Source organism: Cupriavidus sp. D384 (genome assembly GCF_001652915.1).
Classification (GTDB): Bacteria; Pseudomonadota; Gammaproteobacteria; order Burkholderiales; family Burkholderiaceae; genus Cupriavidus.
Genome location: NZ_BBQI01000128.1, coordinates 47,588 through 73,612, shown reverse-complemented (window position 1 = coordinate 73,612; position 26,025 = coordinate 47,588). Strand labels below are relative to the sequence as shown.

Sequence of the window (26,025 nt, the reverse complement as noted above, 5' to 3'; positions counted from 1 at the left end):
ATCATGACTGCCCGTGGCGTGCTGGTGGTCGGCGACGGTCCCGCAGGCTGCGCAGCGGCCATCGCGGCAGCCAGGGCAGGGTGCCCGGTAACGATGGTGGGCAGCGGCCGTACCCGCGCGGTGCCCGAATGCGCGTCGGCGGCGGCGTTACGTCTGCTGGCGTCTGTCGCGCCCGGATTAATGACCCGGGCCGACATCTGGCTCGACCACGCCGGGCCCGGCCCCGCCGTTCATACACAACGGGGCCGTGCCGTGGATCGCGCCCGGCTCGATGGCGGGCTGCGCGAGGCGGCGGTGCGCGCCGGGGTCGACTACCGATCGTTGGCGGCGGCCAGGCTATGGCCGCGTATCGAGGGTGGTCGCCTGGTGGGCGTTGAGCGCAGATCCGGTGACGGCGCCGACACCGCCGCCCGTGGCGCCCAACTCGTGATCGACGCCACCGGCGTCAACGGGTGGTTGCGTCGCAGCCTGGGCCTGGCCGAAGGGATCGACTCGCGGCCATGGTGGCTGCAGCGCGGCTTTGGCGCGCTGGATGCCGGGCAGGCCAGTCATCCCGGTTCCGAGTTCGTCATCGGTGCCGATGGATGGCTATGGCGGCACGCGACGCCGCAAGGCTGCATCTGGACGGCGCTCTGCAGCACGCGCGAGGCCCCGGTGGCATGGCCCACCGGCATGCGGCCCGTAGGCAGGGTCTGGCGCGAGTGCCGCCGCTGGCGGCATCTGCGTCAGGCGGCGGGCGCGGGCTTCTTCGTCTGTGGCGATGCGGCTGGCTACCTCGATCCGGCTTCGGGCGACGGGCTGCGCTTTGCACTGGAGTCCGGCACCCGCGCCGGCGCGCTGGCGGCCGGCGTGGTGCGCTGGCCGCAGCGAAGCAGTCTGGCGGCGGCGCTATACGCGGACTGGGCGTTGCAGACCTACCAGGCCGGCCGTACCGCACTGTCCGATGTCTACGCACGCGCGAATCTGCCGGTGCGATAGGCCGGCTGGCGTCCGGGTGGCGCGTGCGCCGCGTGGGGCTTCGGTCCCATTGCCCACTTTGGGGCCATGCACTACAAAACCATAACCCGCAACGCGGGTGCCGTGTGTCGACACAGTCGGCATGCACAACAAGTCAACGACATGGCAACAAGGGGGAAGCAAATGAATCCGAACAAGGCGCTATGGGAAAAGGGCGACTTCACGCGACTGGCGGCGACCATGCGCGAGAGCGGCGACGAACTGGTGGAACGCCTGGGCGTGACGCCGGGGATGAAGGTGCTGGATCTCGGTTGCGGTGACGGCACCACCGCACTGCCGGAGGCAAAGCGTGGGGCCGATGTCCTGGGCGTCGACATCGCCAGCAACCTGGTGGCCGCCGGTAACCGCCGCGCGCAGGAAGCGGGCCTGGGGAATCTTCGCTTCCAGGAGGGCGATGCCTGCGCATTGACCGGCCTGCCCGACCATACCTTCGACCTGGTCGTCAGCATGTTTGGCGCCATGTTTGCGCCCAAACCGGCGGATGTGGCCAGCGAGATGGTGCGCGTGACCCGCCCGGGCGGGCGCATCGTGATGGGCAACTGGATTCCGAACGATCCGACGCTGGTCGCGCAGGTGCTGAAGATCAGCATGAGCTATTCCCCGCCACCGCCGGAAGGCTTTATCAGTCCCATGCTGTGGGGCCACGAAATCATCGTGACCGAGCGCTTCGGCGCCGCGGGCGTGCCGCCGGAGAACATCGGCTTCGACAGGGACACCTACGTCTTCCGGTATGCGGGCAAGCCGTCCGACTTCCTGGCGACCTTTCGCGACTACTACGGCCCGACCATGAACGCGTTTGCCGCCGCCGAGGCGAACGGCAAGCGTGACGACCTGCAGCGCGAGCTGGAGGCGCTGTTCAACGCGCAGAACCAGAGCGGCAAGCCCGATGTCACCGAGATTCCTGCAACGTTCCTGCGTGTGACAGTGATCACGCCGCCGTGATCGGGATACGCGGCAGTGTGGCAGTGCGGCAGGTGGCGGCCGATGCACGCGCGCGTAAATACCGCGCATGAATGTCGGCCGCAAGCCTCGTAAATGACAGTTGCAAAACGGAACACTTTGTCAGGTGCCTCGACGCTACAGTGACCTTTCCCAAGTCTGTAGGCTTTTCTGGAGGTACACGAATGAAGCAACATCTGGCGAAATCCCTGTTGATGACTGGCGCACTGATCGCGTCGTACCCGCTGCTCGCGCAGCAGGTCGCTCCCGTCCAGCAGGCCCAGCCGATGACCGCCACCCAGGCCGCTCCTGTCGCCCCTGCCGCGTCCGCTGGCTACGCCCCCGCGGCTCCCGCAGGCTACGCCGCACCTTCCGCGACTTCCGCACCCGCCGCACCGGTTGACGTCGCGCAGCAGCAGCCCGCCGCCAATCCCTACGCACAGGGTTCGATGGAAACCGTGCAGATGGGCGTGCCGCCTGCGCCGGGCTCCGCGACCATGGCGCCTGCGCCGGCCGCCGTCGACCCCGCCAGCATGAGTCTTCCGCCCGACGCCCTCGGCAGTCGCCTGGGCCGGCGCAACATCTACCTCGATGGCGCCTGATCCGGCGGACAGCTGATTCCGTGGCAGTCGGCGCCCGGCGCGCCTGTGCATGCGCCGCACAAATGCTGTGCGGCGCATGGCGTTGAACAGGTCACCCGGGCAAACCTAGACTGGCGCCTCATTTCGTCGAGGAGCCTGTCATGACCCTGAACCTGTTGCGTTGCTTCCGTGTGGCCACAGTGAGCCTGTCGCTCGCGGCATCCGCCAGCGGCGCCGTCCACGCGGCGCAAGACAATCCGCATCCCGGCATCCGTGCGATGCTGGGTGCCAAGCCCGTAGAGCATCTCGATCCCCGCACGACGGCGCTGGTCATCATCGATTTCCAGAAGGAGTATTTCTCCGGCCGGATGCCGATTCCCGATGGCCAGCGTGCCATGGACAACGCGCAGCGCCTGCTTGCGTTTGCCGATCGCCATCAGATCCCGGTCTTCCAGATCCAGCATGTGGCGCCAGCCGGCGCCGCCGTGTTTGCCGTGGATGGCGAGACGGTGGGCTTCCAGCCGGGCATGGTGCCGCGCCAGCAGGACGTGGTGCTGCGCAAGGAAACCGTGAGCGTGTTTGCCAGCACGGACCTGGACCGCCGGCTCAAGGCGATGGGCGTGAAGACCATCGTGGTGGCGGGGCTGATGACCCATGCATGCGTGGCTGGCGCCGCCCGCGACGCGGTGCCGCTTGGCTATCACGTTGTGGTAGCATCCGACGCCTCGGCCACGCGCGATATCACGCGTGCCGACGGCCGCTCGATCGGCAACGACGCGCTGCACGAAGCCGCGCTTGCCGAGATCGAAGACACCTTCGGCGATGTGATGACCACTGCGGCCATCACGCATCTGCCACTGCGCTGATACTGTCGAAACGCCCCGCCGGGGCGTTTTCTGCTTTTTGGGGACGGCATTTCCATGGACCAGCTGTTTGCCATGCGCGTCTTTCGCGCCATCGTCGAGGCCCGGGGATTTTCGGCGGCGGCGGAGCGGCTCGACCTGTCGCACTCCACGGTGTCCCGCCAGCTCAAGCAGCTTGAGGCCAGCATGGGTGTGCAACTGCTGAATCGCAATACGCGTCGCTTTGCGCTGACGGATGCGGGCGAACGCTACCACCGCCATTGCGCCGACATCCTGGCGCGCATCGATGCCATGAACGCGGCGATGACGGGGGAGGGCGCGCAGTTGTCAGGGCCGTTGCGCGTGACGGTGCCGCTGGCGATTGGCACGCTCGAACTGCAGGACTGGCTGCCCGCGTTCCGCGCGCGCTATCCCGAGATCAGGCTCGAACTGTCGTGCAGCGACCAGTTCGTGGACCTGGTGGCCGAGCGATTCGATGTGGCGCTGCGCATCAGCAGCGCGCCGCTGGCCGACAGCAGCCTGATGGCGAAACGGCTGGCCGGGTCCGATACGGTCCTGGTGGCATCTCCCGCCTATCTGGCAACACATGGCCTGCCGGTCAACGCCGGCGATCTGGTCCAACACCAGTTGCTGGCATTCGCGGCAGCGCCCGATACCTGGCAACTGACCGATACGGCGGGCCGCACCGAACGCGTGACCGTGCGCGGCGCGCTGGCTGCCGATGCGATTACCGCGCTGTACGCGGCGGCGCTGGCCGGCGCGGGCATCGCGGCGTTCACCGAGCGTACGGCGCGCAGCGAACTGGCACGCGGCGGCCTGGTACGTGTGCTGCCGCAGTATCACGCGGGCGCCAGCCACTACTACGCGCTCTATCCCCAGACCCGGCACCTGGCACCCCGGGCACGGGCCTTCATCGATTTCATGGCGGCGCACTACGCGTCATAGTGATCCGCGAGACGCTTCAACGCGCTTCGACGCGCGATGCATCGGTCCGGTGCATGCCCGCCGCCGGTGCCATGGCGCGCGTGAAAAACCTGCCTCGTGCGCCTTGAGCGCCTACAGTAGTGAAAGTCCCGGCGCCGGAAGCGGCGTGGGCACGGTCTTTGCGCGATATGGCCGGAGCTGGCCCACCACCATCATGCAAGAGCTTGCCTTTCGCACCCTGCTGTATCGGTACTTCTTTTTCGACTGGATGTTCAAGGACGCCAGCCGGGGCGACCTGATCGCGCGCACGGCGGCCTGGCGCTTCAACCAGTCGCGCGCGCACTGGCTGCTGACCTATATGCGGCGCTGGCTATGGTGCGGCGTGCTGTTGTACGGGCTGGGCGGAGCCGTCGAGGTACTGATGCGCGCGCCCGTGCTGTCGGCCTGCTTCTATGTGCCGGGCGTGCTCAGCGTCCCGGTGAATATCGTCATCGGCGTGATGTGGCTAGGACTCAAGGCGTGCCCCGGCCCGGTACGCACGCCAACTCACTGACTGTTTCAAGCCTGCAACGCCCCGAGCGGAATTGCGCGTGCGGATGGCCGTCGCGCCCCGCCAGCCTGCGTGGATCCGCCAGTGGCTCGCTCCTTGCATGGATGCGAGGTTGCTCACACTCCCCGGCGTGTCGCCTGCAAGGTGTACGCGTCCCTGTTCCCGCCAATCAGGCCGGTGTGCCCCGCGCGCGCACCTGCCGGGTCACGCTCCGAAGCCATGAGCCGCCGTCAGTGCGCTGACGGCGCTGTCCCATCCTGTCGGAGATTTGCCATGACCCGATATATCGTGCTCGCAAGCTTTACAGACCAGGGCGTTCGTACTGTCAAGGACACCACCAAACGCGCGGCAGCCGTGCGCGAAATGGCGCCGCAATTCGGCGTGAAGGTGAATGACGTGTTCTGGACGCTCGGAAAATATGACGTGATCCTGACGCTGGAAGCGCAGGACGACGCATCCGTGACCGCCTTCGGCCTGTCGATTGGCTCGCAGGGCAACGTTCACACGCAGACGCTGCGCGCGTTTACCGAAGACGAGATGAAGGCGATCCTGGGCAAGATGCGCTGAACGGCGCTTGCCACGCCGCCGCGCGTCATGCCTGCGAACGGATCGACTTGCGCGGCGGCCCCGACGCCTGGCTGGCATCGCCCTCGTCGCCGGTGCCAAGCGTCCGCCCCGGAGGCGCAGACACCCCCGTCAGGTCACGTCCCGCCACCAGCGACGGCGTGACGGATTGCACCGCACGCGCGCTTTCGTCCTGCGCCGCCCACGCGGCAATGCCGGCGGCCAGCACGGCTGCCACACCCAGGATTCCTGCCCAGTTGACCTGCTTCATGATGTGCTCCATGGTTCAAAAACTACGACTAGATGAGTCGTAGTAATGCTAATCGTCGGTCGAGGCTGATGCAAGCGGGTGCGCGAATGCCCTGACATCTGGCCGGGTCTTTGAAAAACACCTTGCAGATTTAAAACTACGACTCATAGAATCGTAGTTAGCCAGGCGCCGGGTGCCAGCACATTGCCGTCGTAGCCGCCGGACTGGCCGTCGAACACCGTGGAACGGAATAAGGGCGTTGCCCAGGAGTCTGAAGATGTCGAAACGTATTCTTGTGATTGGCGCCGGCTTTGCCGGCATGTGGAGTGCACTGGCGGCCGCCCGCCTGCTTGACCAGGTGGGCCGTACCGACGTGGAGATCGCGCTGGTGGCTCCCGCGCCGGAGTTGCACGTGCGGCCGCGTCTCTACGAGCAGAACCCCGCTGGCATGAAGGCGCCGCTGCAGGAGATCTTCAAGACGGTTGGGGTGCGCTTTGTGCAGGGTGTGGTGGAGCGCATCGATGTGGAGGGCCGGCAGGTGCACGTACAGGGTGTGGGCGCAGGGTCGTCCGACCAGATCCTTGGCTATGACCGTCTGGTGCTGGCTGCCGGCAGCCGGCTGTTCCGCCCGCAAATCCCGGGGCTCGATACGCATGCATTCAACGTCGACCAGATCGCCGATGCGGCAAAGCTGGAGGCGCATATCGCGGCGCTGGCGCAGCGCCCGGCCAGCGCCGCGCGCAACACGGTGGTGGTGGCAGGGGGAGGCTTCACTGGCATCGAGACCGCGGCCGAGATGCCCGCGCGGCTGCGTGAAGTATTCGGTGAGGGCGCCGATGTGCGCGTGATCGTGGTGGAGCGCAACAGCGACATTGGCCCGGATCTGGGTGCCGGCCCACGCCCCGTCATCACACAGGCGCTGGGTGAACTCGGTGTGACGTGGAAGCTCGGTTCGGGCGTGGCGGCGGTGGACGCGCAAGGCGTGACGCTGGAAAGCGGCGAGCGCATTGACGCTGCCACCGTCATCTGGACGGCCGGCGCACGCGCCAGCGCGCTGACCGCGCAGATTCCCGCCGAGCGCGACAGCTTTGGCCGGCTCCACGTGGACAGCCATTTGCGCGTCAAGGGCGTCGATACCGTCTACGCCACCGGCGATGTCGCCTATGCCGCAGTGGACGACGCGGGCAACTTCGCCATGATGTCGTGCCAGCACGCGATGAACCTGGGCCGCTCGGCAGGGCACAACGTGGCGGCCGACCTGCTGGGCCAGGCGCAGATTCCGTATAGCCAGCCGAAATACGTGACCTGCCTGGACCTGGGCCCGTGGGGCGCGGTCTATACCGAGGGCTGGGATCGTCAGGTCAAGCTGACGGGCGCGGAAGCCAAGGCGCTGAAGACGAAGATCAACACCGAGTGGATCTATCCGCCCAGCGCGAACCGCGCCGAAGCGCTGGCGTCGGCAGACCCGCTTCGCATTGTCGTGGCGTAGGGCTTTGGGTAATGCGTGGCGCCGCGAGCGCCGCGCCATGGAAGAAGGAAGGGCGATCATGTTGATCGCCCTTTGCTGTTTGTTGCCGCGGACTGCCGCGGGCGTTCAGCCGCGCTTGCGCCCCCTGGCCGGTGCGGCTTCTTCCTTGTCGCCGCGCCGATTGGCCGCACGGTCGGTGAGCCAATGCACCACTTGCGGCCCGAAGCTGGCAGGTGCCTTGTCGACCGTACGCTGCGCCAGGTCGGCCAGGGTCTGCTGCTTGAGTTCGTTTCGCATGGCCCGCTCGGCCGTCTGCATCACGGCGTGGATCGAACACACGCCGCGCGTGGCCCAGGCCGGCGGCGCCTCCTCGAACACCGCGCAGCGGCTGCGGATCTCGCGGCAGTCGAACAGCGGCTTGTCACCGTCGATGGCGAGCACCACGTCATGCACCGAGATCCGCTCGGCCGGCCGTGCCAGCCGAAATCCGCCCCGGATACCCTCGGTGGCCACCACAAGCTCGGCCCTTGCCAGCTTGGTGAACAGCTTGGCAACGTAGTCCACGGGGATGCCCTGCAGTTCGGCCAGGTCACGGACGCTGGCTTCCTGCACGGCGGCATGGGAGCGGGTCAGGTAGAGCAGGCAGTGCAGGCCGTACTCGACCCCGGTGCTGATAAACGACATGATGGGTTCGCCCGACGAGTCTTAACTCGGATAAGTTGTATCGCAGTTGAGAGCCTATACAAATCCGGGGCCATCCGCAAGGCACGCAGGTGCCGCCCGGATGCCATGTGATGTACCGGCTAGGCGTTTACCCCCGCATCGCCAACGGCACCGTGTAAGAACCGGGTAAGGGGCGCGCATTACCTTGTCACCATGCCATGTGGGAGACACCCGTGTGGCACACGCTAATAAATGCAGCAAAGACGTGCAGCAGATGCGCAGGAGACAAGGATGCAAGAGGATCTGATCGAGAAACTGAAGGCCAGCCGGCAGTATCAGGAGCTGGTGCGACGGCGCGGCCGGCTGGGCTGGCTGCTGACGGCCGTGATGCTGGTGGTCTACTACGGCTACGTGCTGCTGATCGCCTTCGACAAGGAGCTGCTGGCGACCCGCGTGAGCCAGGGCGTGATGACCTGGGGCATGCCGATCGGGCTGTTCGTGATTCTCTTTACCGTCGTGATTACCGGGCTGTACGTGCGCCATGCCAACCGCGTCTATGACGACCTGACCGACCGCATCAAGCAGGAGGTTGCATGAAAACCCGTCACGCATTCGGCGCCGCACTTGGCGCGGCCATGCTGCTGTCCGCCAACGCGTTCGCGGCCGGTGGCGACCTGGGTCAGGCCGTAAAGCAGCCCACCAACTGGACCGCCATCGGCATGTTCGTGGTGTTTGTCATCGGCACGCTGTTCATCACCAAGTGGGCAGCCAAGAAGACCAAGTCGGCGGCCACGTTCTATACCGGCGGCGGCATCACGGGTTTCCAGAACGGTCTGGCGATTGCCGGCGACTTCATGTCGGCGGCGTCGTTCCTGGGTATTTCGGCGGCGGTCTACACCAATGGCTATGACGGCCTGATCTATTCGATCGGCTTCCTGGTCGGGTGGCCGATCATCACGTTCCTGCTGGCCGAGCGGCTGCGCAACCTGGGCCGCTTCACCTTTGCCGATGTGGCCGCGTACCGCTTCAAGCAGGCGCCGATCCGTGCCTTTGCGGCGTCGGGCACGCTGGTGGTGGTGGCCTTCTACCTGATCGCCCAGATGGTGGGCGCGGGCCAGCTCATCAAGCTGCTGTTCGGGCTGGAATACTGGGTGGCCGTGGTCATCGTGGGCGCGCTGATGATGATCTACGTGCTGTTCGGCGGCATGACCGCCACCACGTGGGTGCAGATCATCAAGGCCTGCCTGCTGCTGGGCGGCGCGTCGTTCATGGCCTTCATGGTGCTGGCCCAGTATCACTTCAGCCCCGAGCAGCTGTTCGCCAAGGCCGTGGAAGTGCATGCGAAGAAAGACTCGATCATGGCCCCGGGCAACTTCATCAAGGACCCCATCTCGGCCATCTCGTTCGGCATTGCGCTGATGTTCGGTACCGCCGGGCTGCCGCACATCCTGATGCGCTTCTTCACCGTGCCGAACGCCAAGGAAGCCCGCAAGTCGGTGTTCTGGGCCACCACCTGGATCGGCTACTTCTACATCCTCACATTCATCATCGGCTTTGGCGCCATCGTGCTGGTGAGCACCAACGCCAGCTTCCAGGATGGCAGCGGCAAGCTGCTGGGTGGCGTGAACATGGCGGCCGTTCACCTGGCCAGCGCGGTGGGTGGCAACGTGTTCCTGGGCTTTATCTCGGCGGTGGCGTTCGCGACCATCCTGGCGGTGGTGGCGGGCCTGACGCTGGCCGGTGCATCGGCCGTGTCGCATGATCTCTACCAGACGGTCTTCAAGCACGGCAAGGCCACCAGCGCCGAGGAACTGCGCGTGTCGAAGCTCACGACGATCGTGCTGGGCATCATCGCCGTGGTCCTGGGTATCGTGTTCGAGAAACAGAACATCGCGTTCATGGTGTCGCTGGCGTTTGCCGTGGCGGCGTCGGCCAACTTCCCGGTGCTGTTCCTGTCGGTGCTGTGGAAGGGCTGCACCACGCGCGGTGCGATGGTGGGCGGCTTCCTGGGGCTGGTGTCGGCGGTGGTGCTGACCGTGCTGTCGCAGGCGGTCTGGGTGGACGTGTTCCACTTCAAGAGCGCGCCGTTCCCCTATACGTCGCCGGCGCTGTTCTCCATGACGATCGGCTTCTTTGGCATCTGGCTGTTCTCGGTGACCGACAAGTCGCGCCGTTCCCTGCTGGACAAGGCCGGGTTCGAGGCGCAGGAACTGCGCTCGGAGACGGGCATCGGTGCAGGCGAAGCGACCGCGCACTGAGTTTCGCGCAAAGAAGAAACGGCCCCCTGTGAACCAGGGGGCCGTTTGCTTTTGTGTGGCGTATTGCGGAGCGGAGGCGGGGCGTCGGAAGAGCGTCGTAAGGGCGCCGTCAGGACTGCGGCTGCGGCGTACTCGAAAAGCCCATGCGCTTGTGCGATCCGTCGCAGAAAGGCTTGGTGGCGGAGTGGCCGCATTGGCACAGCCAGACCTGATCGCCTTCGACAACGAAGGCCGCGCCGGCCGGGGTCACGATCCGGACGGGCCCCTTGATGCGCAAGGGGCCGTTGTCCTGCACGGTGACGGTGACAAGGGTGGTGTCGTCCATGTCGCCCTCCAGGTGAAAAGGCGGGGCCCAGTCGACGTGGGCGGGCCCGATCCCCCCGGTCACTCTACTCCGTTCGGTGACGGACGGCAGGCCGCTCAGGCGTTGGCGACGACCTGGATCTGCAGCGCGTCGCCGCCGTTGGCGATAGCCAGCAGGCGGTCGACATTCGGATGGGCGCCCGGGCGGTTGCGTGCATCGGCGGTGTGTTCCGCAAAGACGGCCAGGCCATGCTCGGCGGCCTGGGCGTCGAGCTTGCCGAATGCGTGCTGCAGGTAGTGGTACACGGCCAGCGAGCCTTGCTTGCCCTGCACGTTCTCGATGCTGGCCACCACGGCGCCCTTGGCGTCGACCAGGTCGATGCGGGCGATACCGTCGATGGCGGGCAGTTGGGCGAGGTTGTCCTTGAATACCGGGCTCGGCTGGATCATGAAGTGCTCCGTTGGGTCTGGAATGCAAAAACGGACGGTGCCGTAATGGCGACCGTCCGTTCCTGTTTGTGCGTTGGTAGGCTCGATTGGACTCGAACCAACGACCCCCACCATGTCAAGGTGGTGCTCTAACCAGCTGAGCTACGAGCCTAGCGAAGGCGCGAATTCTATAGACGACTTTCGCAAAGTGCAAGCATTTCTTTTGCCCCAGGGTGGCCCGGTGCGTCAGCGTCGGTGCCGGCAGCGCCGCTGCGTCGGCGCCCGGCATGCCCACCGCCAGCCAGCATCCCGGCAGAAGGGCGCCACTTGCGATGCGTTGACGGGATTTCATGCCGTGTTCTCCAGGCCGCTGCAGGCCGAGGTGACCAGTTGGCCTCAAGTTTCGGTCGCCGCGTCCGTCATCCGGAATAGGTCAGTCCGATAACCCGCGGCGCAGGCAGGCGACAGACCGTCAGAAAGAGGTGCATCGGGCCTGGCCGCTCAGGGTGGCGAACTGACGCAGCAGGTGGTGGACACCATGCAGCATATCGTGGCCGATTCGCAGAAGATTGGCGATATCGTCGGCGTTATCGAGAGCATTGCGTTCCAGACCAACATCCTGGCCCTCAACGCGGCCGTGGAAGCGGCACGCGCGGGCGAGCAGGGACGTGGCTTTGCCGTGGTGGCGTCGGAGGTCCGGTCGCTGGCACAGCGCAGCGCCGGCGCCGCCAAGGAAATCAAGGGACTGATCGAACTATCGGCCAATCGCGTGGAATCGGGCGCGGGGCTGGTGGAGCGCTCGGGTGCGACGATGGGCGAGATCGTGACCGCCATCGCACGTGTCAGCGACATCATGAACGAGATCGCCGCGGCGGCGGCCGAGCAGAGCAGCGGTATCGACCAGGTGAACGTGGCCGTCACGCAGATGGACGAGGTGACGCAACAGAACGCCGCGCTGGTGGAGCAGGCCGCCGCAGCGGCCGGTGCGCTGGACGAGCAGGCCCAGCGGCTGGCGGCCTCGGTGGCGGTGTTCCGGCTGGGGGCGGCGTAGGGGAAGTGTGGTTGCTCTCCTCTCCCGCAGGCCGGAGAGGAGAGCATGACCCCTCAGTGCGCGGTGGTCAGCGTTGCGCGCACCGCCTTTACATTGCGCTCGGTGACGGGCGCGGCGCGGTTGTTCCAGCCCTGACGCAGGAACGTGGCCAGTTCGGCGACTTCGGCATCGTTCATGCGATGCGCAAAGCCCGGCATGACCAGCACCGATGGTGCTTTGGCCGTGGACGGCGTGGCGGCGCCGGCCAGGATCACGTTGACCAGCGCGGCCGGGCTGTCGGCGTTGATCACGGTGGCGCCGTCAAGCTGCGGGAACACTCGCGTGGCACCCTTGCCCGTGACGAAGTGGCAGGCCGCGCAGTTGTCCAGGTAGAGCCGTTCGCCCAGCGTCAGGTCCTTGGCGGCCGTCAGCTTGCGGATGGTGGCCGTGCCGCCTTGCGGCTTCACCGTCGGCGACTTGCCGGGCACGGGCGGCAGGCTCTTCAGGTAGGCGGCAATCGCGTCCAGGTCGGTCGTGCGCATATGCGACGTGCTGTGCGCCACCACCTGCGTCATCTCGCCTGCCACCGCGGCCGTGCGGTTACGGCCGGTCAGCAGGTAGTCGACGATGTCCTGGCTGGTCCAGTGCGGCATGCCGCGCAGCGACGGCACGGGCCAGCCGTTCAGGTCGCCGCCCGCCAGGTACTGCGCGTCGGCGCTGGAATCCGCCTTTTCGTTCATGGCGACGCCGCGCGGCGTATGGCAGCTGCTGCAGTGGCCCAGGCCTTCCACCAGATAGGCGCCCAGCCGGACCTGGTCGTTCCACTTCGGCTGCGGCTGGAACGGCTTGTCCGAGGCAAACACCAGGTTCCAGACCGCCATGCCCCAGCGCAGGTTGAACGGGAAGTCCATGCTGGTCTGCGGCGGCTGCACATTGCTGGGCTTCACGCCGCTCATGAAGAACGCGTAGAGCGCGTGGATATCTGCATCCGTGACCCTGGCGTAGTTCGGATACGGCATGGCCGGGTACAGGTGCGTGCCATCGGCGCGCACGCCACGGCGCACCGCGTCGGCGAACTGCTTCTCGGTATAGGCGCCGATACCGCGCTGCCTGTCCGGCGTGATGTTGGTCGAGTAGATGATGCCGTGGCCGCTGTCGATTGGCAGGCCGCCGCTGTACTCGGGCTTGCCCGGCGCGCTGTGGCAGGCCATGCAGTCGCCCACGCGGGCCAGGTAGGCGCCGCGCTGGATCAGCGCCGGGTCCGTGGCCGCCTGCGCGGCAGACGCCGCGGCCGTGCCGAAGGTGGCGGCAATGAGGAATGACTTGAGGATGTTCATTGTCGTCGTGCTCAGGCTTGTACCAGGGGCCCCGGGTTCTTGAGGTACTGCTTCTTGATGGCATCGGCGGCCATCAGCGTGATGGCGCCGATGGTGGCCGTCGGGTTGGCCTGGAAGTTCTGCGGGAACGCGTTGCCGCCGGGCACGAACACGTTGTGCACATCCCACGACTGCAGGTAGCGGTTCAGCGCCGAATCGCGCGGCGACGCACCCATGATCGCGCCGCCCACGTTGTGGGTGGACACGTACTTGGTGATGTCCCAGTGCGAATCCAGCGCCAGGAAGCTCTCCGACATCGCGTCGGGCTTCAGCTCCTTCGAGATGTTCAGCACGATGTCGCGCAGGTAGCGCTGCAGCTTCAGTTCGTTCTGGCGCCAGTCGAACGTCATGCGCAGTAGCGGCTGGCCCCACGGATCGCGGTAGTTCGGGTCGAGGTCCAGGTAGTGGCCGCGGTACGACATGCAGGTGGTGGTGATGCTGATCTTCATCGAGCGGCCGTACCAGTCCACCATCGCTTCCTTCCAGCCCTTGCCCCATGCGGGCGTGCCGGGCGGCAGCGACGTGCCGATGGGCGCGCCGGTGGCCTGCGAGCTGTGGATCTTGGCGCCGCCGATGAAGCCCAGCGACGGACCATCGAAATTGCCCGGCGAGATGTCGTTGAACATCTCGCCCGTGGCGCCAGCCGTGGCAAACGGGTTGAAGTGCTTGTCCTTGAAGAACAGCGTGGCGCCGCCGTTGCTCAGGAACGCGTAGTTGCGGCCGACCGTGCCCGATTCGGACACCGGGTCATAGGGTTTGCCGATGCCGGACAGCAGCATCAGGCGCACGTTGGCAAACTGGAAGCTCGACAGCACGACGATCTTCGCCGGCTGGAAGACTTCCTTGCCGTGCTCGTCGATATAGGTCACGCCGCGCGCGGTCTTGCGGTCGGCATGCAGGTCCACGCGGATCACGTTGGCGTTCACGCGATACGAGAAGTTCGGCATGCGCTTGACCACATCGAGGATGGTGGTCTGCGGCGACGCCTTCGAGTAGTTCAGGCAGGGGTACTTGCTGCAGTAGCCGCAGTAGTTGCACGGGGCGAGCTGGGCGCCGTACGGATTGGTCCATGCCTGCGACACATTCGCCGACGGGTTCGGGAACGGGTGGTAGCCCAGCTTGCGGGCCGCGCCGGAGAACATCGAGCAGTTCAGCGTGTCCTGCAGCGCGGGCAGCGGATACGGATTCGAACGCGGGCCTTCGAAGGGGTCGCCGCCGGGCTGCACGTGGCCGCGCAGGTTGCCGGTGGTGCCGGACAGGCCGCAGACCTTTTCGAAGAAGTCGTAGTACGGCTCGATCTCGTCCCACGTGAACGGGAAGTCCTTGACGCGCATCTCGGGGTCGAGCGTGCCGCGCTTGTAGGCCTGGTCCGCGTACGTCTTGAGCTTGATGTCGGTCGGGGTGGGGCGGATCAGCACGCCGGTCCAGTGCAGGCCCGAGCCGCCCACGCCGGTGCCGGGCGCAAAGGCGCCCCACTTGCGCGTGGGCAGCGCGGCCTGGTCGCGGTTGTAGCGCACGGTCAGTGCGGCGTCGCGCGGGGTGGCGAACACCTTGTTGCGCGTGGCATAGGCGTACTGGTCGGCGGGCTTGGGGTAGGCGAAGTCCTCGGGCGGACGGTCGGGGCCGCGTTCGAGCGCGCGCACCTTCAGGCCGGCCTGGGCCAGTTCGATCGCCATCAGCGATCCGGCCCAGCCAAGGCCGACGATGACGACGTCAACGTCGTCGTTGGTGATGTGGGGCATGAATTGTTCTGGTTCTGGACGCACGACACCGCCACGCGCAGCGCGTGCGGGGTCGGGCGTGAAAATCGGACGCAGTGAAGCGGAAAACGGGTAGTAAGCGGGCAGGGCGGGCCGGTCAGGCGCGCTTGCCGCTGAGGCTGACCGGGCCCAACGGGTATTTCACGTTGTGCTGGTCCACCCATTCGACGTACTGGCCGCGCGCGCCGGGGAAGCCGATGGCAACCCAGGCCTTCATGTCCTTGTTGCCGCCGTACTTGGGGTCGGCCAGGTAGCCGTTCTTGGTATCGCCAAGCAGTTGCGAGAAGAACTGCGATGCCTTGAGCGAAGCCTCGCCCAGCGCGGCAAAATCCACGCCGTTCTTCTGCAGCGCGGTCAGGAACGCGTCCTGCTGCGCGGCGGCAAGGCGTTCGAACGGCTTGCCGTGCTGCGCATGGGCGGCCTGCTGGGCCAGCCGGATGCCGTGGCGGTAGATGTCCTGCGGTGCGTACGGCAGCTGGAAACCGAGCGTGGCCGGCGCCTTGGGGTCGTGCGGGCCCTGCAGGTAGATGTCGGCGCCCAGGCCATCGTGCAGTTGCTGGTCGATGAAGACCGGCACGTTGGTTTCCAGCGCGCCGGGGCCGTTGCCCTCGGCCGGGATCAGCCGGTCGCAGGCAGCCAGCACGAAGGCCCACTCGGCGGCAGTAAAGAAAACGGGCTTGTAGTGCTGCAGATGAACGTCTTCGAGCCCCTTGGCGCGGAGCTCATGCAGCGGAATGGCGGCAACGGGGACGGCGACGGCCGTCGCTTTCAGAAAGGCGCGACGTGAAAACGGGGGCGTTGACATGTGGGGTCCTATGGCAAGCCAGGCGCTGTCCCCACGCGAATCTTTGTTCTGTACCCCTGATTCGTCTGACGACTGGAAATAAGTCGGACATCGTACATCCATGTTGTTATGGAATGCAATGATTAGATTGCTAATTGATTGTTCGGCGCTGTGGATAGTGGGCGAACCGGGCGCGCGCGTGGGGGGGCCGGGGCATGATTGCGGGCGGTCACCGGCATCGATTAGGGTTACGGCTGTGGCGCCCGCCCCGATAACAACCCCACTCCCGCACGAGGAGACAAGAACATGACCCCCTGGCTCACAAGGGCCGCCGCGGCCATCGGCTGTACCCTGGCCCTGATTGGCGCCGTCCCGGCGCAGGCCGCGGATGCCCCCGTCACGCTGACCATCACGGCCGGCGCCCAGCAGAAGACCCTGACCCGCGATGCGCTGCTGAAGGACCGGCGGCTGACCAGCGTTACGGTTGACGACGACAACTACAAGCGCCGCATGACGTTCAAGGCCATCCCGATGGCGGCGCTGCTGGCCGGGCTGCCGGCGTCGCCGGATGGCAGCGCCACCACGGCCGCCACCGACGGCTACGTCTCGCATCTGCCGCTGGGCCTGCTGCTGGCAGACCGCGCCGACGGCCCGCGCGCCTGGCTGGCGGTCGAGAACCCGGCAAAGCCGTGGCCGAAGCTGAAAGGGCAGGATATCGGCCCGTTCCGATTGATCTGGACCGTACCGAAATCCGCGAAACAGGCCGACGCGCCGGTACGCATCACCGAAAGCCTGTGGACCTGGTCCATCGCACGCATCGATCTGGGCGGCACGGCTGCCGAGCGCTTCGCGGCAATCCGGCCGGCCGAGGGCGAGCCCGCCGACGGCCCGGTCATGCGGGGCTTTGCCGCCTTCCAGCGTGTCTGTTTCTCGTGCCATTCGATGAACCGCGCCGGCGACGCCAACCTGGGGCCCGACCTGAACGTGCCCTATAACCCGGTGGAGTATCTGGGCGACGACAAGCTGTCGAAGCTGATCCGCAACCCGCAGGCGCTGCGCTGGTGGCCGGGCTCGAAGATGTCATCCATCGACGAAAAAACGCTGTCCGACGCCGAACTCAAGGATCTGCTGGCCTATCTGCACCACATGGCGGGGCGCAAGGTGGAGACCCCGCCGCCGGGGCGATGAGCGCGGCGGGGCACTGCTTCGCGAGCCGCGTCAGACGTCGATGGCGGCGGCCGACTGCAGCTGGCGCCGCAGTTCGAACTTCTGGATCTTGCCGGTCGATGTCTTGGGCAGCGGCCCGAAGTACACGGCCTTGGGCACCTTGAAGCCGGCCAGCAGCGTGCGGCAGTGGGCGATGATTTCCTCGGCCGTGGCGCTGGCGCCGTCCTTGAGTTCGACGAAGGCACAGGGCGTCTCGCCCCACTTGGCGTCGGGCTGCGCCACCACGGCGGCGGCCATCACGGCCGGATGGCGGTAGATTGCGTCCTCGACCTCGACGCTGGAGATATTCTCGCCGCCCGAGATGATGATGTCCTTGCTGCGGTCCTTGATCTTGATGTAGCCGTCGGGCATGCATACGCCGAGGTCGCCGGTATGGAACCAGCCGCCGGCGAAGGCATCGCGCGTGGCGCGGTCGTTCTTCAGGTAGCCCTTCATGCAGATGTTGCCGCGGAACATGATCTCGCCGATGGTCTCGCCGTCGCGCGGCACGGGCTGCATCGTGTCGGGGTCCAGCACGGCCACGCCTGACTGCAGGTGGTAGCGCACCCCCTGGCGGGCCTTCAGCACGGCACGTTCTTCCATCGACACGTTGCGCCACTCGTCCTGCTCGGCGCAGGCGGCGGCCGGGCCGTAGACCTCGGTGAGGCCGTAGACGTGCGACAGCTCGAAGCCCATCTGCTCCATCTGCGCCAGCACCGCGGCCGGTGGCGGCGCACCCGCCACCATGCCGCGCACCGGCCCGCGCAAGCCTTCGCGCCAGGTGGCCGGGGCACTGACCAGCGCGGTATGGACGATGGGCGCGGCGCAGTAGTGGGTCACGCCTTCGTCGCGCATCAGGTCGAAAACCAGCTTGGGGTCGAACTTGCGCAGGCAGACGTTCACGCCAGCGCGGGCCGCCACGGTCCACGCAAAGCACCAGCCATTGCAATGGAACAGCGGCAGGGTCCACAGGTAGACCGGATGCTTCGCCATGTCCCATTCCAGGATGTTGGACACCGCGTTCATGGCCGCGCCACGGTGGTGGTAGACCACGCCCTTGGGGTCGCCCGTGGTGCCCGACGTGTAGTTCAGCGCGATGGCGTCCCATTCGTCGGCGGGCATCTGCCAGTCGTAGGCGGGGTCGCCGCCGGCCAGGAATGTCTCGTAGTCGGTGTCGCCAAACGGTGCGTCGGGCTCGGGGCCCAGCGCGTCATGGACCGCGATCACCTTGAGCCCCTGCACCTCGCGTGCAAGCTGGCGGGCCACATCGGCGAACTCGGTGTCGGCCAGCAGCACGCGCGCCTCGCCATGGCGCAGCATGAAGACCAGATTGGCGGCGTCCAGGCGGATGTTCAGCGCATTGAGCACCGCGCCGGACATCGGCACACCGAAATGGGCCTCGATCATGGCCGGCGTATTGGGCAGCAGCGCGGCGACGGTGTCGCCCTTGCCAACGCCGGCACGCGCCAGCGCACTGGCCACCCGGCGGCAGCGCGCATAGGTGTCACGCCAGTTCTGGCGTACCGGCCCATGCACGATGGCCAGGCGCTGGCCGTAGACCTCGGCCGCGCGGGCGATAAAGTCGAGCGGGGTGAGCGGCACGAAGTTGGCGGCGTTGCGGGCCAGCCCGGTGTCGTAGTCGGTCGGCATGATGCGTGTCTCCTGTCTGGATCCTGGTGGATTCGCGTTGTGTTGTCGGGGCCACGCTATCATTGCGCGCGGGCTGACTCTGTCGCCCAGGCGACAGAGCTGCCCCAACCGCGACATTGCAGCATCTTGCGCCCAGTTGGCGTAAGTTTCGCGTCAGATTCGATTGGGTAACCGTTACCGCAGGCTCATGAACGTTCACGAAGCGCTTGAACAACACGACTGGTATCGCGCGCTGGCGCCGGCGCACCAGGCGCTGGCCGCCTCCGGTACGGTGGTGCGCACGTTCGCGCCCGACAGCTATATCGCGCGGCGCGGCGAATACTCGCGCCACTGGATCGGCGTGGATGCGGGCCTGATCAAGCTGGCGGTCTACACGCCGGACGGGCGCGGTTGCACGTTCTGCGGCGTGCCGGCCGGCGGCTGGTGTGGCGAGGGTAGCGTCATCAAGCGCGAGGACCGGCGCTATGACGTGATCGCCATCCGCGAATCGCGCGTGCTGCTGGTGGAGGAAAAGGTCTTCAATACGCTGCTGGCCGACAGCCTGCCGTTCGCGGGCTACGTGGTGCGCCAGCTCAACGAGCGCATGGGGCAGTTCATCGCCATGGTGCAGAACGACCGCCTGCTGGGCGCCGATGCCCGCGTGGCGCAGGCCATTGCCCAGCTGTTCCACCCGGCGCTCTATCCGAAGACCGCGGCGGTGCTGGAATTGTCGCAGGAGGAAATCGGCCTGCTCACGGGGCTGTCGCGCCAGCGCGTGAATCAGGCGCTGCGGCGGCTCGAAGCCGAAGGCATGGTCGGGCTGTCGTACCAGACCATCCGTGTGACGGATCTGGAGGCGCTGCGGCGCTTCGGGATGTCGGAACTGTAGCGGCGGCTGCCACACCGCACGGCCGATTCGTCCTGCTACGCGTTGCAGACCAGCCGCCGCGCGTTGCACGGAGCGGGCCGAACACTGGCAAAATTCGTACCGATTCCCCAATTCCGTGCCTTCCGTCCTCATGCAACAGCCTCTGGCCAACCTCGCGGCCATTTCCCTCGATCTCGACGATACCCTGTGGCCCTTCACCCCCGCCGTCATCCGGGCCGAGCAGACCTTGCACGACTGGCTGCTGGCTCAGGCGCCGCGCACATCGGGGCTGTTGACGTCGCCGCAGGTGCTGGGCGAACTGCGCACGCGTTTCCAGGCCGAGCGGCCCGACCTGTCGCACAGCCTGCGCGAACTGCGGCTCGGGTCGATCCGCATGCTTCTGGAACTGTCGGACGAGGACCCGCAACTGGCCGAGGCGGCCTACGACGTGTTCTTTGCCGCGCGCCAGCGCGTGGATTTCTTCGAAGACGCGTTTCCGGCGCTGGAATGGCTCAGTGCCCGCTTTCCGCTGGTGGCAGTGTCCAACGGCAACGCCAGCCTTCACGTGACGGGCGGCCATCACTTCTTTCATGCGGCACTGAATCCCGAGAGCGCGGGCTGCGCCAAGCCCGATGCCGCGATCTTCCATGCTGCCGCCGAACTGGCCGGATGCAGGCCCGAACGGATGCTGCACGTCGGCGACGATGCGGATCTGGATGTGGTGGGTGCAATCGCGGCCGGTGTCCAGGCCGCGTGGGTGGTGCGCTCGGGCGATGCCGAGGCCGCACGCTGGGCCCGCAGCAGCCAGGCGCCGCATGTGATCGTGCGTGACCTCTATGCGCTGTGCCGGGCCATCGACCCGAGCTGCCCGGTGGCGCGGGCGATGCCGGCCGGGGCCGCCTGGTGAGCGCGGCGCAGCAGCACCGTCACGCTGGGTGGCGTGGCGCTGGAACTGCATCGCAGTACGAAAGCAGCCCGCGCCTGAAGCCGGATGGCCCGGCCGGACCCATCTGGCCGGACGTTGTCAGTCCTCGGACTTTTCCTGCGGCACGGCCTTGCCGAGCAGTTTGCCGAGCAGGCCGTTCTTGCCGGTGCCCTGCTGGCGTTGCGACTTGGGCGCCAGGCCTGCCCGGTTGGCACCGGCCTGCTTCAGACTGTTGTTGATCTTGAGGCCCTTGTTCTTTTCCAGGTCGGTTTTCTTCACGGACAGCTTTCCAATTGGTTAAGCCGCGCATTGTACGCATGTGCGGCAGGGTGGCGGCAGTCCAGGCCGCCTCAATCTTCGCTCTTGTCGTCGCCCTTGATGGCCTGCTTGGTTGCCTGGTAGCCGCGTTTGGTGGTATCCGCCACCGCGTGGCCGGCGTCCCGTGCGCCATGGCCGATGGTGATGCCGGCCTCCTTGGCGCCGTGGCCAATCGTGCGGGCCACATCGGCCACCGCGTGGCCGGTCTTCTTGCCTGCTTCCTTGACGCCTTCCTTGAAGGCGTGTGCGTCTGACGACACACTGGCATGCGCCAGGGGGCTGATGGCCGTCATGGCGGCCACCGACATCGTGAGGATCGTCGTGCGGAGCTTCATGTTCGGTCTGGTCCGTTGCGGGTTCACGTGCCTGCATTTTACTCGCGCCCGCGCCAGGCTGCCCCGGCGCGGACGGCAGGGCTAGCGCGGCGCCGGGCCCGGCTCCGTGATTGCGCTGTAGACCATCGTGCGCAACTGGCGGCGCACCGGGTAGGCCGACGACGGCAGCAGTTGCGTGAGGAACAGTCCGATCAGGTCTTCCTTGGGGTCGACCCAGAAGAACGTGCTGGCCGCGCCGCCCCAGAACATGTCGCCGGCGCTGCCCGGAATCAACGTGCTGGCCGGCGCGATGGTGGTGGCAAAGCCCAGGCCGAAGCCCACGCCCTCATAGGTGGCCTCGCTGAACATCGAGCGTGACAGGCGCGGCAGGTCGACTCCGCCGGGCAGATGGTTGGCGGTCATCAGTGCCAGCGTCTTGGGCCCAAGCAGGCGCACCCCATCGAGTTCGCCGCCGTTCAGCAGCATGCGGGCAAAGCGCATGTAGTCGGCAGCCGTCGACACCAGGCCGCCGCCGCCCGACAGGAATGCGGGCGGTTGCAGGTAGGGGCTGGTCTGCGGATCGTCCTGCAGCATCGGGCCGCGTGGCGTGATGACCTTGGAGCCGAGTGCGCCCACCGCGTAGCAGGCGCAGAACCGCGCGGCCTTTTGCGCGGGCACGTGGAAGCCGGTATCGACCATGCCAAGCGGATCGAATATTCGCTGCTTCAGGAAGGCGTCGAACGGCATGCCGCTGATCTTGCCGACCAGATAGCCCAGCACATCGGTCGCCACCGAGTAATTCCAGGCCTCGCCGGGCGAGAATTCCAGCGGCAGCGTGGCAAGCTTGCCGATCATGTCGTCGAGCGTGCCTTCGGTGGCCAGTTCGCCGATCTTCAGCTTGCGGTAGGCCGCGTCGACGTTGCTGTTCTGCTGGAAGCCGTATGTCAGGCCCGAGGTATGACGCAGCAGGTCCACCACCTGCATCGGCCGTGCGGGCGGGCGGGTCTGGAAGCCCTCCATGAAGCCGCCCGCGAATACGCCCAGGTTTTCCCAGGCCGGAATGTACTTGCTGACGGGGTCGTCGAGGGCGATCCTGCATTCCTCCACCAGCATCATGATGGCGACCGACGTGATCGGCTTGGTCATCGAATAGATGCGGAAGATGGAATCCTCGGCCAGCGGCACCTGCCGCTCGCGGTCGGCCTGGCCCAATACGGTGTTCAGCGCCAGTTCGCCGCGCCGCCAGACCTGCACCAGCGCGCCCGGCAGCTTGCCGGTGGCGATATAGGTTTCGTCGATAAAGCGTCCGATCCGGTCCAGCCGATCCCGGGACATCCCTTGCGTCTCCTGCATCACCGCGCCTCCGTGTTGGGTTGAAGTCGGGGCGCGGGCCGCCGTCAGGCGGAGGGTTTGCGTTCCCCCCACGGCAGCGTTCCGCGCCAGGGCCATCCCAGCGTCATGCCCGCGGCAGCCAGCAGGATCAGCGCCGCCCCGCCGATTTGCGACAGGTGCAGGTGATGCCCGAAAGCCAGCCGGTCAACCAGAATGGCCACGATAGGATAAATGAACGACAGGGCGCCTGTCAGGTGCGTGGGCAGCTTCTGGATCGCGCCGTACAGCAGGATGTACATCAGGCCGGTATGGACGAAGCCCATGGTCGCCAGCGTGGCCCAGGGCAGGGCGCCGGCCGGCAGGTCGGCGCGCAACGCCATCGGCAGCAGCATGACGGTGCCGACCAGCACGTGGATCAGCGCGATCAGGTGCGGCGGCACGCCCTTGAGCCGCTTGGCGATCAGCGCGGCCAGTGCGTAGAAGAACGCCGCGCCCAGTGCCAGCGCGATCCCCAGCAGGTAGTTGCCGTGCGCGGCGCCCGCGCCGGGCTTGCCCTGCACGATCAGCAGCATGCCCGCGAACGCCAGCAGCAGCCAGGCGACTTTTGCCACGGTGAGACGCTCGCCCAGGAACAGCGCACCCAGGCCCACCAGCATGAACGGCTGCGTGTTGTACACCGCCGTGGCAATGGAGATCGAGGCGCCTTCATAAGCCGAGAACAGCAACAGCCAGTTGGCGACGATGGCGACCCCGCCGGCCACGGCCAGCAGCCCCTGGCGCAGCGTGATGCCGCCCGGCCGCAGGTAGCCGCGCGCCAGGCAGACCGGCACCAGCACCAGCGCGCCGAAGGCGCAGCGCCAGAACACCACCTGCGTGACCGGTCGGCCCGATATCACCACCAGCCAGCCGATGGTGCCCGAGATCACCATCGCCGCCACCATTTCCAGCATGCCCCGCGTTCTGTCGTCCACGGCCGTCTCCTGTTCCCTGTGATTGCGCCTTGGCAAATGAGGGTTGCAGTTTAAGGGCTGTGGCCTATAATCCACAGTCGAAAATGCAGGCGATTCGCCTTTTCTTTTGTTTTTTGTAAGGCAGTTTTCCGGAAATACCTTATGTCACTCGACGATACCGACCGCCGCATCCTGACCCTGCTGCAGCAGGACGCCCGCATGCCGGTCAAGGCGCTGGCCGAGCAGGTGGGTTTGTCGTCCCCCGGGGCATCGGAACGGCTGCGCCGGCTTGAGGACCGTGGCGTGATCCGCGGCTTCACGGTCGATGTGGAGCCGCGCACGCTGGGGTTTTCGATGCAGGCCATCGTCCGCATCAAGCCGTTGCCCGGCAAGCTCCAGGCGGTGCAGAAGCTGATCGAGGCCATCCCCGAATTCGCCGAATGCGACAAGGTCACCGGCGACGACTGCTTTATCGGGCGGCTGTATTTGCGATCCATCGAGCACCTGGACCATATCCTGGAGCAGATCACGGAGATGGCCGAGACCAGTTCGGCCATCGTCAAGTCGCAGCCGGTGAAGCGGCGCCTGCCGCCGTTGTAGCCGCGGTCAGGTACCCAGACCGGGTGAGGGCTGTGGGATAATCCCCAGCTTTGCCCGGCGCCCGGCTCACAAGGCCGCCCGCACGGGTTTGTCCAGGCCCTGTCGATCCCCCCGTGGGCCGCTGCGTTTGCGTAATTTCCAAGCACCCACAATGCCCACATACCGTTCCAAGACCTCTACCGCCGGCCGCAACATGGCGGGTGCGCGCTCGCTGTGGCGCGCCACCGGCATGAAAGACGAAGACTTCCAGAAGCCGATCATCGCGGTGGTCAACTCGTTCACCCAGTTCGTGCCGGGCCACGTGCACCTGAAGGACCTGGGCCAGCTCGTCGCACGCGAGATCGAAGCCGCCGGCGGCGTGGCGAAGGAATTCAACACCATCGCCGTCGACGACGGTATCGCCATGGGCCACGACGGCATGCTGTATTCGCTGCCAAGCCGCGACATCATCGCGGATTCCGTGGAATACATGGTCAATGCGCACTGCGCCGATGCCATGGTGTGCATCTCGAACTGCGACAAGATCACCCCGGGCATGCTGATGGCCGCGATGCGCCTGAACATCCCCGTGATTTTCGTCTCGGGCGGCCCGATGGAAGCCGGCAAGACGCGCCTGGCCAACCCGGTGACCAAGACCATCGAACTGAAGAAGCTCGACCTGGTGGATGCCATGGTGATGGCCGCCGACCAGTCGTATTCGGATGAGGAAGTGGCGCAGGTCGAGCGTTCGGCATGCCCCACGTGCGGTTCGTGCTCGGGCATGTTCACGGCCAACTCGATGAACTGCCTGACCGAGGCGCTGGGCCTGTCGCTGCCCGGCAACGGCACCGTGGTCGCCACGCACGCCGACCGCGAGCAGCTGTTCAGGCGCGCCGGCCAGCGTATTGTCGACCTGGCCCGCATGTACTACGAGCAGAACGACGAGCGCGTGCTGCCGCGTTCGGTGGGCTTCAAGGCGTTCGAGAACGCCATGACGCTGGACATCGCCATGGGCGGTTCCACCAACACCATCCTGCACCTGCTGGCGATTGCCCGTGAAGCCGAGATCGACTTCACGATGACCGACATCGACCGCATGTCGCGCGTGGTGCCGCAGCTGTGCAAGGTGGCCCCGAACACCAACAAGTACCACATCGAGGATGTGCACCGCGCCGGCGGCATCATGGCCATCCTGGGCGAACTGGACCGCGCCGGCAAGCTGCACACCGACGTGCCGACCGTGCATACGCCCACGCTGAAGGACGCGCTGGACCAGTGGGACATCGTCCGCACGCAGGACGAGGCCGTACGCACGTTCTACATGGCTGGTCCGGCGGGCATCCCCTCGCAGGTGGCGTTCAGCCAGAACACGCGCTGGCCGAGCCTGGACCTGGATCGCGCCGAGGGCTGCATCCGCTCGTATGAGCACGCGTTCTCGAAGGAAGGCGGCCTGGCCGTGCTGACCGGCAATATCGCGCTGGACGGCTGCGTGGTGAAGACCGCGGGCGTGGACGAGAGCATCCTGGTGTTCGAGGGCACGGCCCACGTGACAGAGTCGCAGGACGAGGCGGTCGAGAACATCCTCAACGACAAGGTCAAGGCCGGCGACGTGGTGATCGTGCGCTACGAAGGCCCGAAGGGCGGCCCGGGCATGCAGGAAATGCTGTACCCGACCAGCTACATCAAGTCCAAGGGCCTGGGCAAGGCGTGCGCGCTGCTGACGGACGGCCGCTTCTCGGGTGGTACGTCGGGCCTGTCGATTGGTCACTGCTCGCCTGAGGCGGCAGCCGGTGGCGCCATCGGCCTGGTGCGCGATGGCGACAAGATCCGCATCGACATCCCCAACCGCACGATCGATGTGCTGGTGTCGGACGAGGAACTGGCTACCCGCCGCGCCGAGCAGGATGCCCGTGGCTGGAAGCCGGCCAAGGCGCGTCCGCGCAAGGTGTCGGCTGCGCTCAAGGCCTACGCCAAGCTGGTGATGTCGGCCGACAAGGGCGCCGTGCGCGACCTGTCGCTGCTCGACGACTGATCTTCCGGGCCTGCCGGCCCGGTTGTGCATACGACGCCGCGCGCCCCGCCAGACGGGGCGCGCGGCGTTTTTGCTTTGGGCGGTCGTGCGCGCTGGCAGGGGCGGGGAGGGGG

General features: G+C 66.6%; 27 protein-coding genes, 1 tRNA gene and 1 pseudogene. 16 read left to right on the top strand and 13 right to left on the bottom strand.

The window, feature by feature from the left end:
- The first annotated feature begins 3 nt into the window (after positions 1–3).
- From A9J21_RS28205 to A9J21_RS28175, 7 genes are all read left to right on the top strand, one after another.
- Entirely contained in the window at positions 4–978 is a 975-nt protein-coding gene (locus tag A9J21_RS28205; RefSeq protein WP_156546273.1) for an NAD(P)/FAD-dependent oxidoreductase, read from the top strand.
- A gap of 162 nt (positions 979–1,140) precedes the next feature.
- A complete protein-coding gene (locus A9J21_RS28200) occupies positions 1,141–1,959 on the top strand; it encodes a class I SAM-dependent methyltransferase (RefSeq protein WP_066741661.1) in 819 nt (272 codons plus the stop codon).
- Positions 1,960–2,141: 182 nt separating this feature from the next.
- Positions 2,142–2,558 carry a hypothetical protein gene (locus A9J21_RS28195; RefSeq protein ID WP_066741658.1) on the top strand — a complete coding sequence of 139 codons (417 nt, stop codon included), beginning with the start codon at positions 2,142–2,144 and terminating at the stop codon, positions 2,556–2,558.
- A 140-nt stretch (positions 2,559–2,698) separates the two neighbouring features.
- Positions 2,699–3,403, top strand: a complete 705-nt coding sequence (locus tag A9J21_RS28190; protein ID WP_066741655.1) for an isochorismatase family protein — start codon at positions 2,699–2,701, stop codon at positions 3,401–3,403.
- A gap of 54 nt (positions 3,404–3,457) precedes the next feature.
- Positions 3,458–4,345 carry a LysR family transcriptional regulator gene (locus A9J21_RS28185; protein ID WP_066741652.1) on the top strand — a complete coding sequence of 296 codons (888 nt, stop codon included), beginning with the start codon at positions 3,458–3,460 and terminating at the stop codon, positions 4,343–4,345.
- 193 nt (positions 4,346–4,538) lie between these two features.
- Positions 4,539–4,877 carry a hypothetical protein gene (locus A9J21_RS28180; protein ID WP_066741650.1) on the top strand — a complete coding sequence of 113 codons (339 nt, stop codon included), beginning with the start codon at positions 4,539–4,541 and terminating at the stop codon, positions 4,875–4,877.
- A 270-nt stretch (positions 4,878–5,147) separates the two neighbouring features.
- Positions 5,148–5,441 carry a GYD domain-containing protein gene (locus A9J21_RS28175; protein ID WP_066741640.1) on the top strand — a complete coding sequence of 98 codons (294 nt, stop codon included), beginning with the start codon at positions 5,148–5,150 and terminating at the stop codon, positions 5,439–5,441.
- 25 nt (positions 5,442–5,466) lie between these two features.
- Here the strand turns inward: A9J21_RS28175 and A9J21_RS28170 are convergent, their stop codons facing one another.
- Positions 5,467–5,709 (bottom strand): hypothetical protein, encoded by a 243-nt coding sequence (locus A9J21_RS28170; protein ID WP_156546270.1) that lies wholly within the window; start codon positions 5,707–5,709, stop codon positions 5,467–5,469.
- Between the two features lie 256 nt (positions 5,710–5,965).
- On the opposite strand from A9J21_RS28170, the gene A9J21_RS28165 reads away from it, so the two are divergent.
- On the top strand, positions 5,966–7,177 hold the full coding sequence (locus A9J21_RS28165) for an NAD(P)/FAD-dependent oxidoreductase (RefSeq protein WP_066741634.1): 1,212 nt from the start codon (positions 5,966–5,968) through the stop codon (positions 7,175–7,177).
- Between the two features lie 105 nt (positions 7,178–7,282).
- On the opposite strand, the gene A9J21_RS28160 is transcribed toward A9J21_RS28165, so the two are convergent.
- A complete protein-coding gene (locus tag A9J21_RS28160; RefSeq protein WP_066741631.1) occupies positions 7,283–7,840 on the bottom strand; it encodes an Rrf2 family transcriptional regulator in 558 nt (185 codons plus the stop codon).
- A 270-nt stretch (positions 7,841–8,110) separates the two neighbouring features.
- Between A9J21_RS28160 and A9J21_RS28155 the strand changes: the two genes are divergently transcribed.
- Entirely contained in the window at positions 8,111–8,416 is a 306-nt protein-coding gene (locus A9J21_RS28155) for a DUF485 domain-containing protein (RefSeq protein WP_066741627.1), read from the top strand.
- Entirely contained in the window at positions 8,413–10,077 is a 1,665-nt protein-coding gene (locus A9J21_RS28150; RefSeq protein ID WP_066741624.1) for a cation acetate symporter, read from the top strand. The genes A9J21_RS28155 and A9J21_RS28150 overlap by 4 nt, the downstream gene beginning before the upstream one ends.
- Positions 10,078–10,186: 109 nt before the next feature.
- Here the strand turns inward: A9J21_RS28150 and A9J21_RS28145 are convergent, their stop codons facing one another.
- The 3 genes from A9J21_RS28145 to A9J21_RS28135 all read right to left on the bottom strand — a co-directional run bounded on the left by A9J21_RS28145 (position 10,187) and on the right by A9J21_RS28135 (position 10,981).
- Complete coding sequence (locus A9J21_RS28145) at positions 10,187–10,402, bottom strand: CDGSH iron-sulfur domain-containing protein (protein WP_066741618.1); 216 nt, start codon at positions 10,400–10,402, stop codon at positions 10,187–10,189.
- Between the two features lie 95 nt (positions 10,403–10,497).
- Positions 10,498–10,830: a DUF2322 family protein gene (locus A9J21_RS28140; protein ID WP_066741616.1), complete on the bottom strand. Its 333-nt coding sequence runs from the start codon at positions 10,828–10,830 to the stop codon at positions 10,498–10,500.
- Between the two features lie 74 nt (positions 10,831–10,904).
- A tRNA-Val gene (locus A9J21_RS28135) sits at positions 10,905–10,981 on the bottom strand.
- A 306-nt stretch (positions 10,982–11,287) separates the two neighbouring features.
- Between A9J21_RS28135 and A9J21_RS28130 the strand changes: the two are divergent.
- Positions 11,288–11,860: pseudogene (locus tag A9J21_RS28130) on the top strand (methyl-accepting chemotaxis protein); the annotation flags it as partial.
- 53 nt (positions 11,861–11,913) lie between these two features.
- Here the strand turns inward: A9J21_RS28130 and A9J21_RS28125 are convergent.
- The 3 genes from A9J21_RS28125 to A9J21_RS28115 all read right to left on the bottom strand — a co-directional run bounded on the left by A9J21_RS28125 (position 11,914) and on the right by A9J21_RS28115 (position 15,780).
- Positions 11,914–13,176, bottom strand: coding sequence for a cytochrome c (locus A9J21_RS28125; RefSeq protein WP_066741614.1), 1,263 nt, complete (start codon positions 13,174–13,176; stop codon positions 11,914–11,916).
- A gap of 11 nt (positions 13,177–13,187) precedes the next feature.
- Positions 13,188–14,957 (bottom strand): GMC family oxidoreductase, encoded by a 1,770-nt coding sequence (locus tag A9J21_RS28120; RefSeq protein ID WP_066741612.1) that lies wholly within the window; start codon positions 14,955–14,957, stop codon positions 13,188–13,190.
- Between the two features lie 115 nt (positions 14,958–15,072).
- The gene (locus A9J21_RS28115) at positions 15,073–15,780 is read right to left on the bottom strand and encodes a gluconate 2-dehydrogenase subunit 3 family protein (protein ID WP_066741610.1); all 708 of its coding nucleotides are present in this window, start codon (positions 15,778–15,780) and stop codon (positions 15,073–15,075) included.
- 285 nt (positions 15,781–16,065) lie between these two features.
- Here A9J21_RS28115 and A9J21_RS28110 point away from each other — a divergent pair, with 285 nt between their 5' ends.
- Positions 16,066–16,947 carry a cytochrome c gene (locus A9J21_RS28110; protein WP_066741608.1) on the top strand — a complete coding sequence of 294 codons (882 nt, stop codon included), beginning with the start codon at positions 16,066–16,068 and terminating at the stop codon, positions 16,945–16,947.
- A 30-nt stretch (positions 16,948–16,977) separates the two neighbouring features.
- On the opposite strand, the gene A9J21_RS28105 is transcribed toward A9J21_RS28110, so the two are convergent.
- A complete protein-coding gene (locus tag A9J21_RS28105; protein WP_066741605.1) occupies positions 16,978–18,615 on the bottom strand; it encodes an acyl-CoA synthetase in 1,638 nt (545 codons plus the stop codon).
- Positions 18,616–18,802: 187 nt separating this feature from the next.
- Between A9J21_RS28105 and A9J21_RS28100 the strand changes: the two genes are divergently transcribed.
- Positions 18,803–19,483, top strand: a complete 681-nt coding sequence (locus tag A9J21_RS28100; protein ID WP_066741602.1) for a Crp/Fnr family transcriptional regulator — start codon at positions 18,803–18,805, stop codon at positions 19,481–19,483.
- A gap of 130 nt (positions 19,484–19,613) precedes the next feature.
- On the top strand, positions 19,614–20,369 hold the full coding sequence (locus tag A9J21_RS28095) for an HAD family hydrolase (protein ID WP_066741593.1): 756 nt from the start codon (positions 19,614–19,616) through the stop codon (positions 20,367–20,369).
- Positions 20,370–20,486: 117 nt separating this feature from the next.
- Here A9J21_RS28095 and A9J21_RS28090 read toward each other — a convergent pair whose 3' ends face one another.
- The 4 genes from A9J21_RS28090 to A9J21_RS28075 form a co-directional block, all read right to left on the bottom strand.
- The gene (locus A9J21_RS28090) at positions 20,487–20,666 is read right to left on the bottom strand and encodes a hypothetical protein (protein WP_066741590.1); all 180 of its coding nucleotides are present in this window, start codon (positions 20,664–20,666) and stop codon (positions 20,487–20,489) included.
- Positions 20,667–20,737: 71 nt separating this feature from the next.
- A complete protein-coding gene (locus tag A9J21_RS28085; RefSeq protein ID WP_066741587.1) occupies positions 20,738–21,040 on the bottom strand; it encodes a hypothetical protein in 303 nt (100 codons plus the stop codon).
- 81 nt (positions 21,041–21,121) lie between these two features.
- Positions 21,122–22,354 carry a serine hydrolase domain-containing protein gene (locus A9J21_RS28080; RefSeq protein WP_404851424.1) on the bottom strand — a complete coding sequence of 411 codons (1,233 nt, stop codon included), beginning with the start codon at positions 22,352–22,354 and terminating at the stop codon, positions 21,122–21,124.
- 62 nt (positions 22,355–22,416) lie between these two features.
- Positions 22,417–23,322, bottom strand: coding sequence for a DMT family transporter (locus A9J21_RS28075; protein WP_066741583.1), 906 nt, complete (start codon positions 23,320–23,322; stop codon positions 22,417–22,419).
- Between the two features lie 141 nt (positions 23,323–23,463).
- Here A9J21_RS28075 and A9J21_RS28070 point away from each other — a divergent pair, with 141 nt between their 5' ends.
- Entirely contained in the window at positions 23,464–23,901 is a 438-nt protein-coding gene (locus tag A9J21_RS28070; RefSeq protein WP_066741582.1) for an Lrp/AsnC family transcriptional regulator, read from the top strand.
- A gap of 151 nt (positions 23,902–24,052) precedes the next feature.
- Positions 24,053–25,912 carry a dihydroxy-acid dehydratase gene (ilvD, locus tag A9J21_RS28065; RefSeq protein WP_066741580.1) on the top strand — a complete coding sequence of 620 codons (1,860 nt, stop codon included), beginning with the start codon at positions 24,053–24,055 and terminating at the stop codon, positions 25,910–25,912.
- Positions 25,913–26,025: the final 113 nt, after the last annotated feature.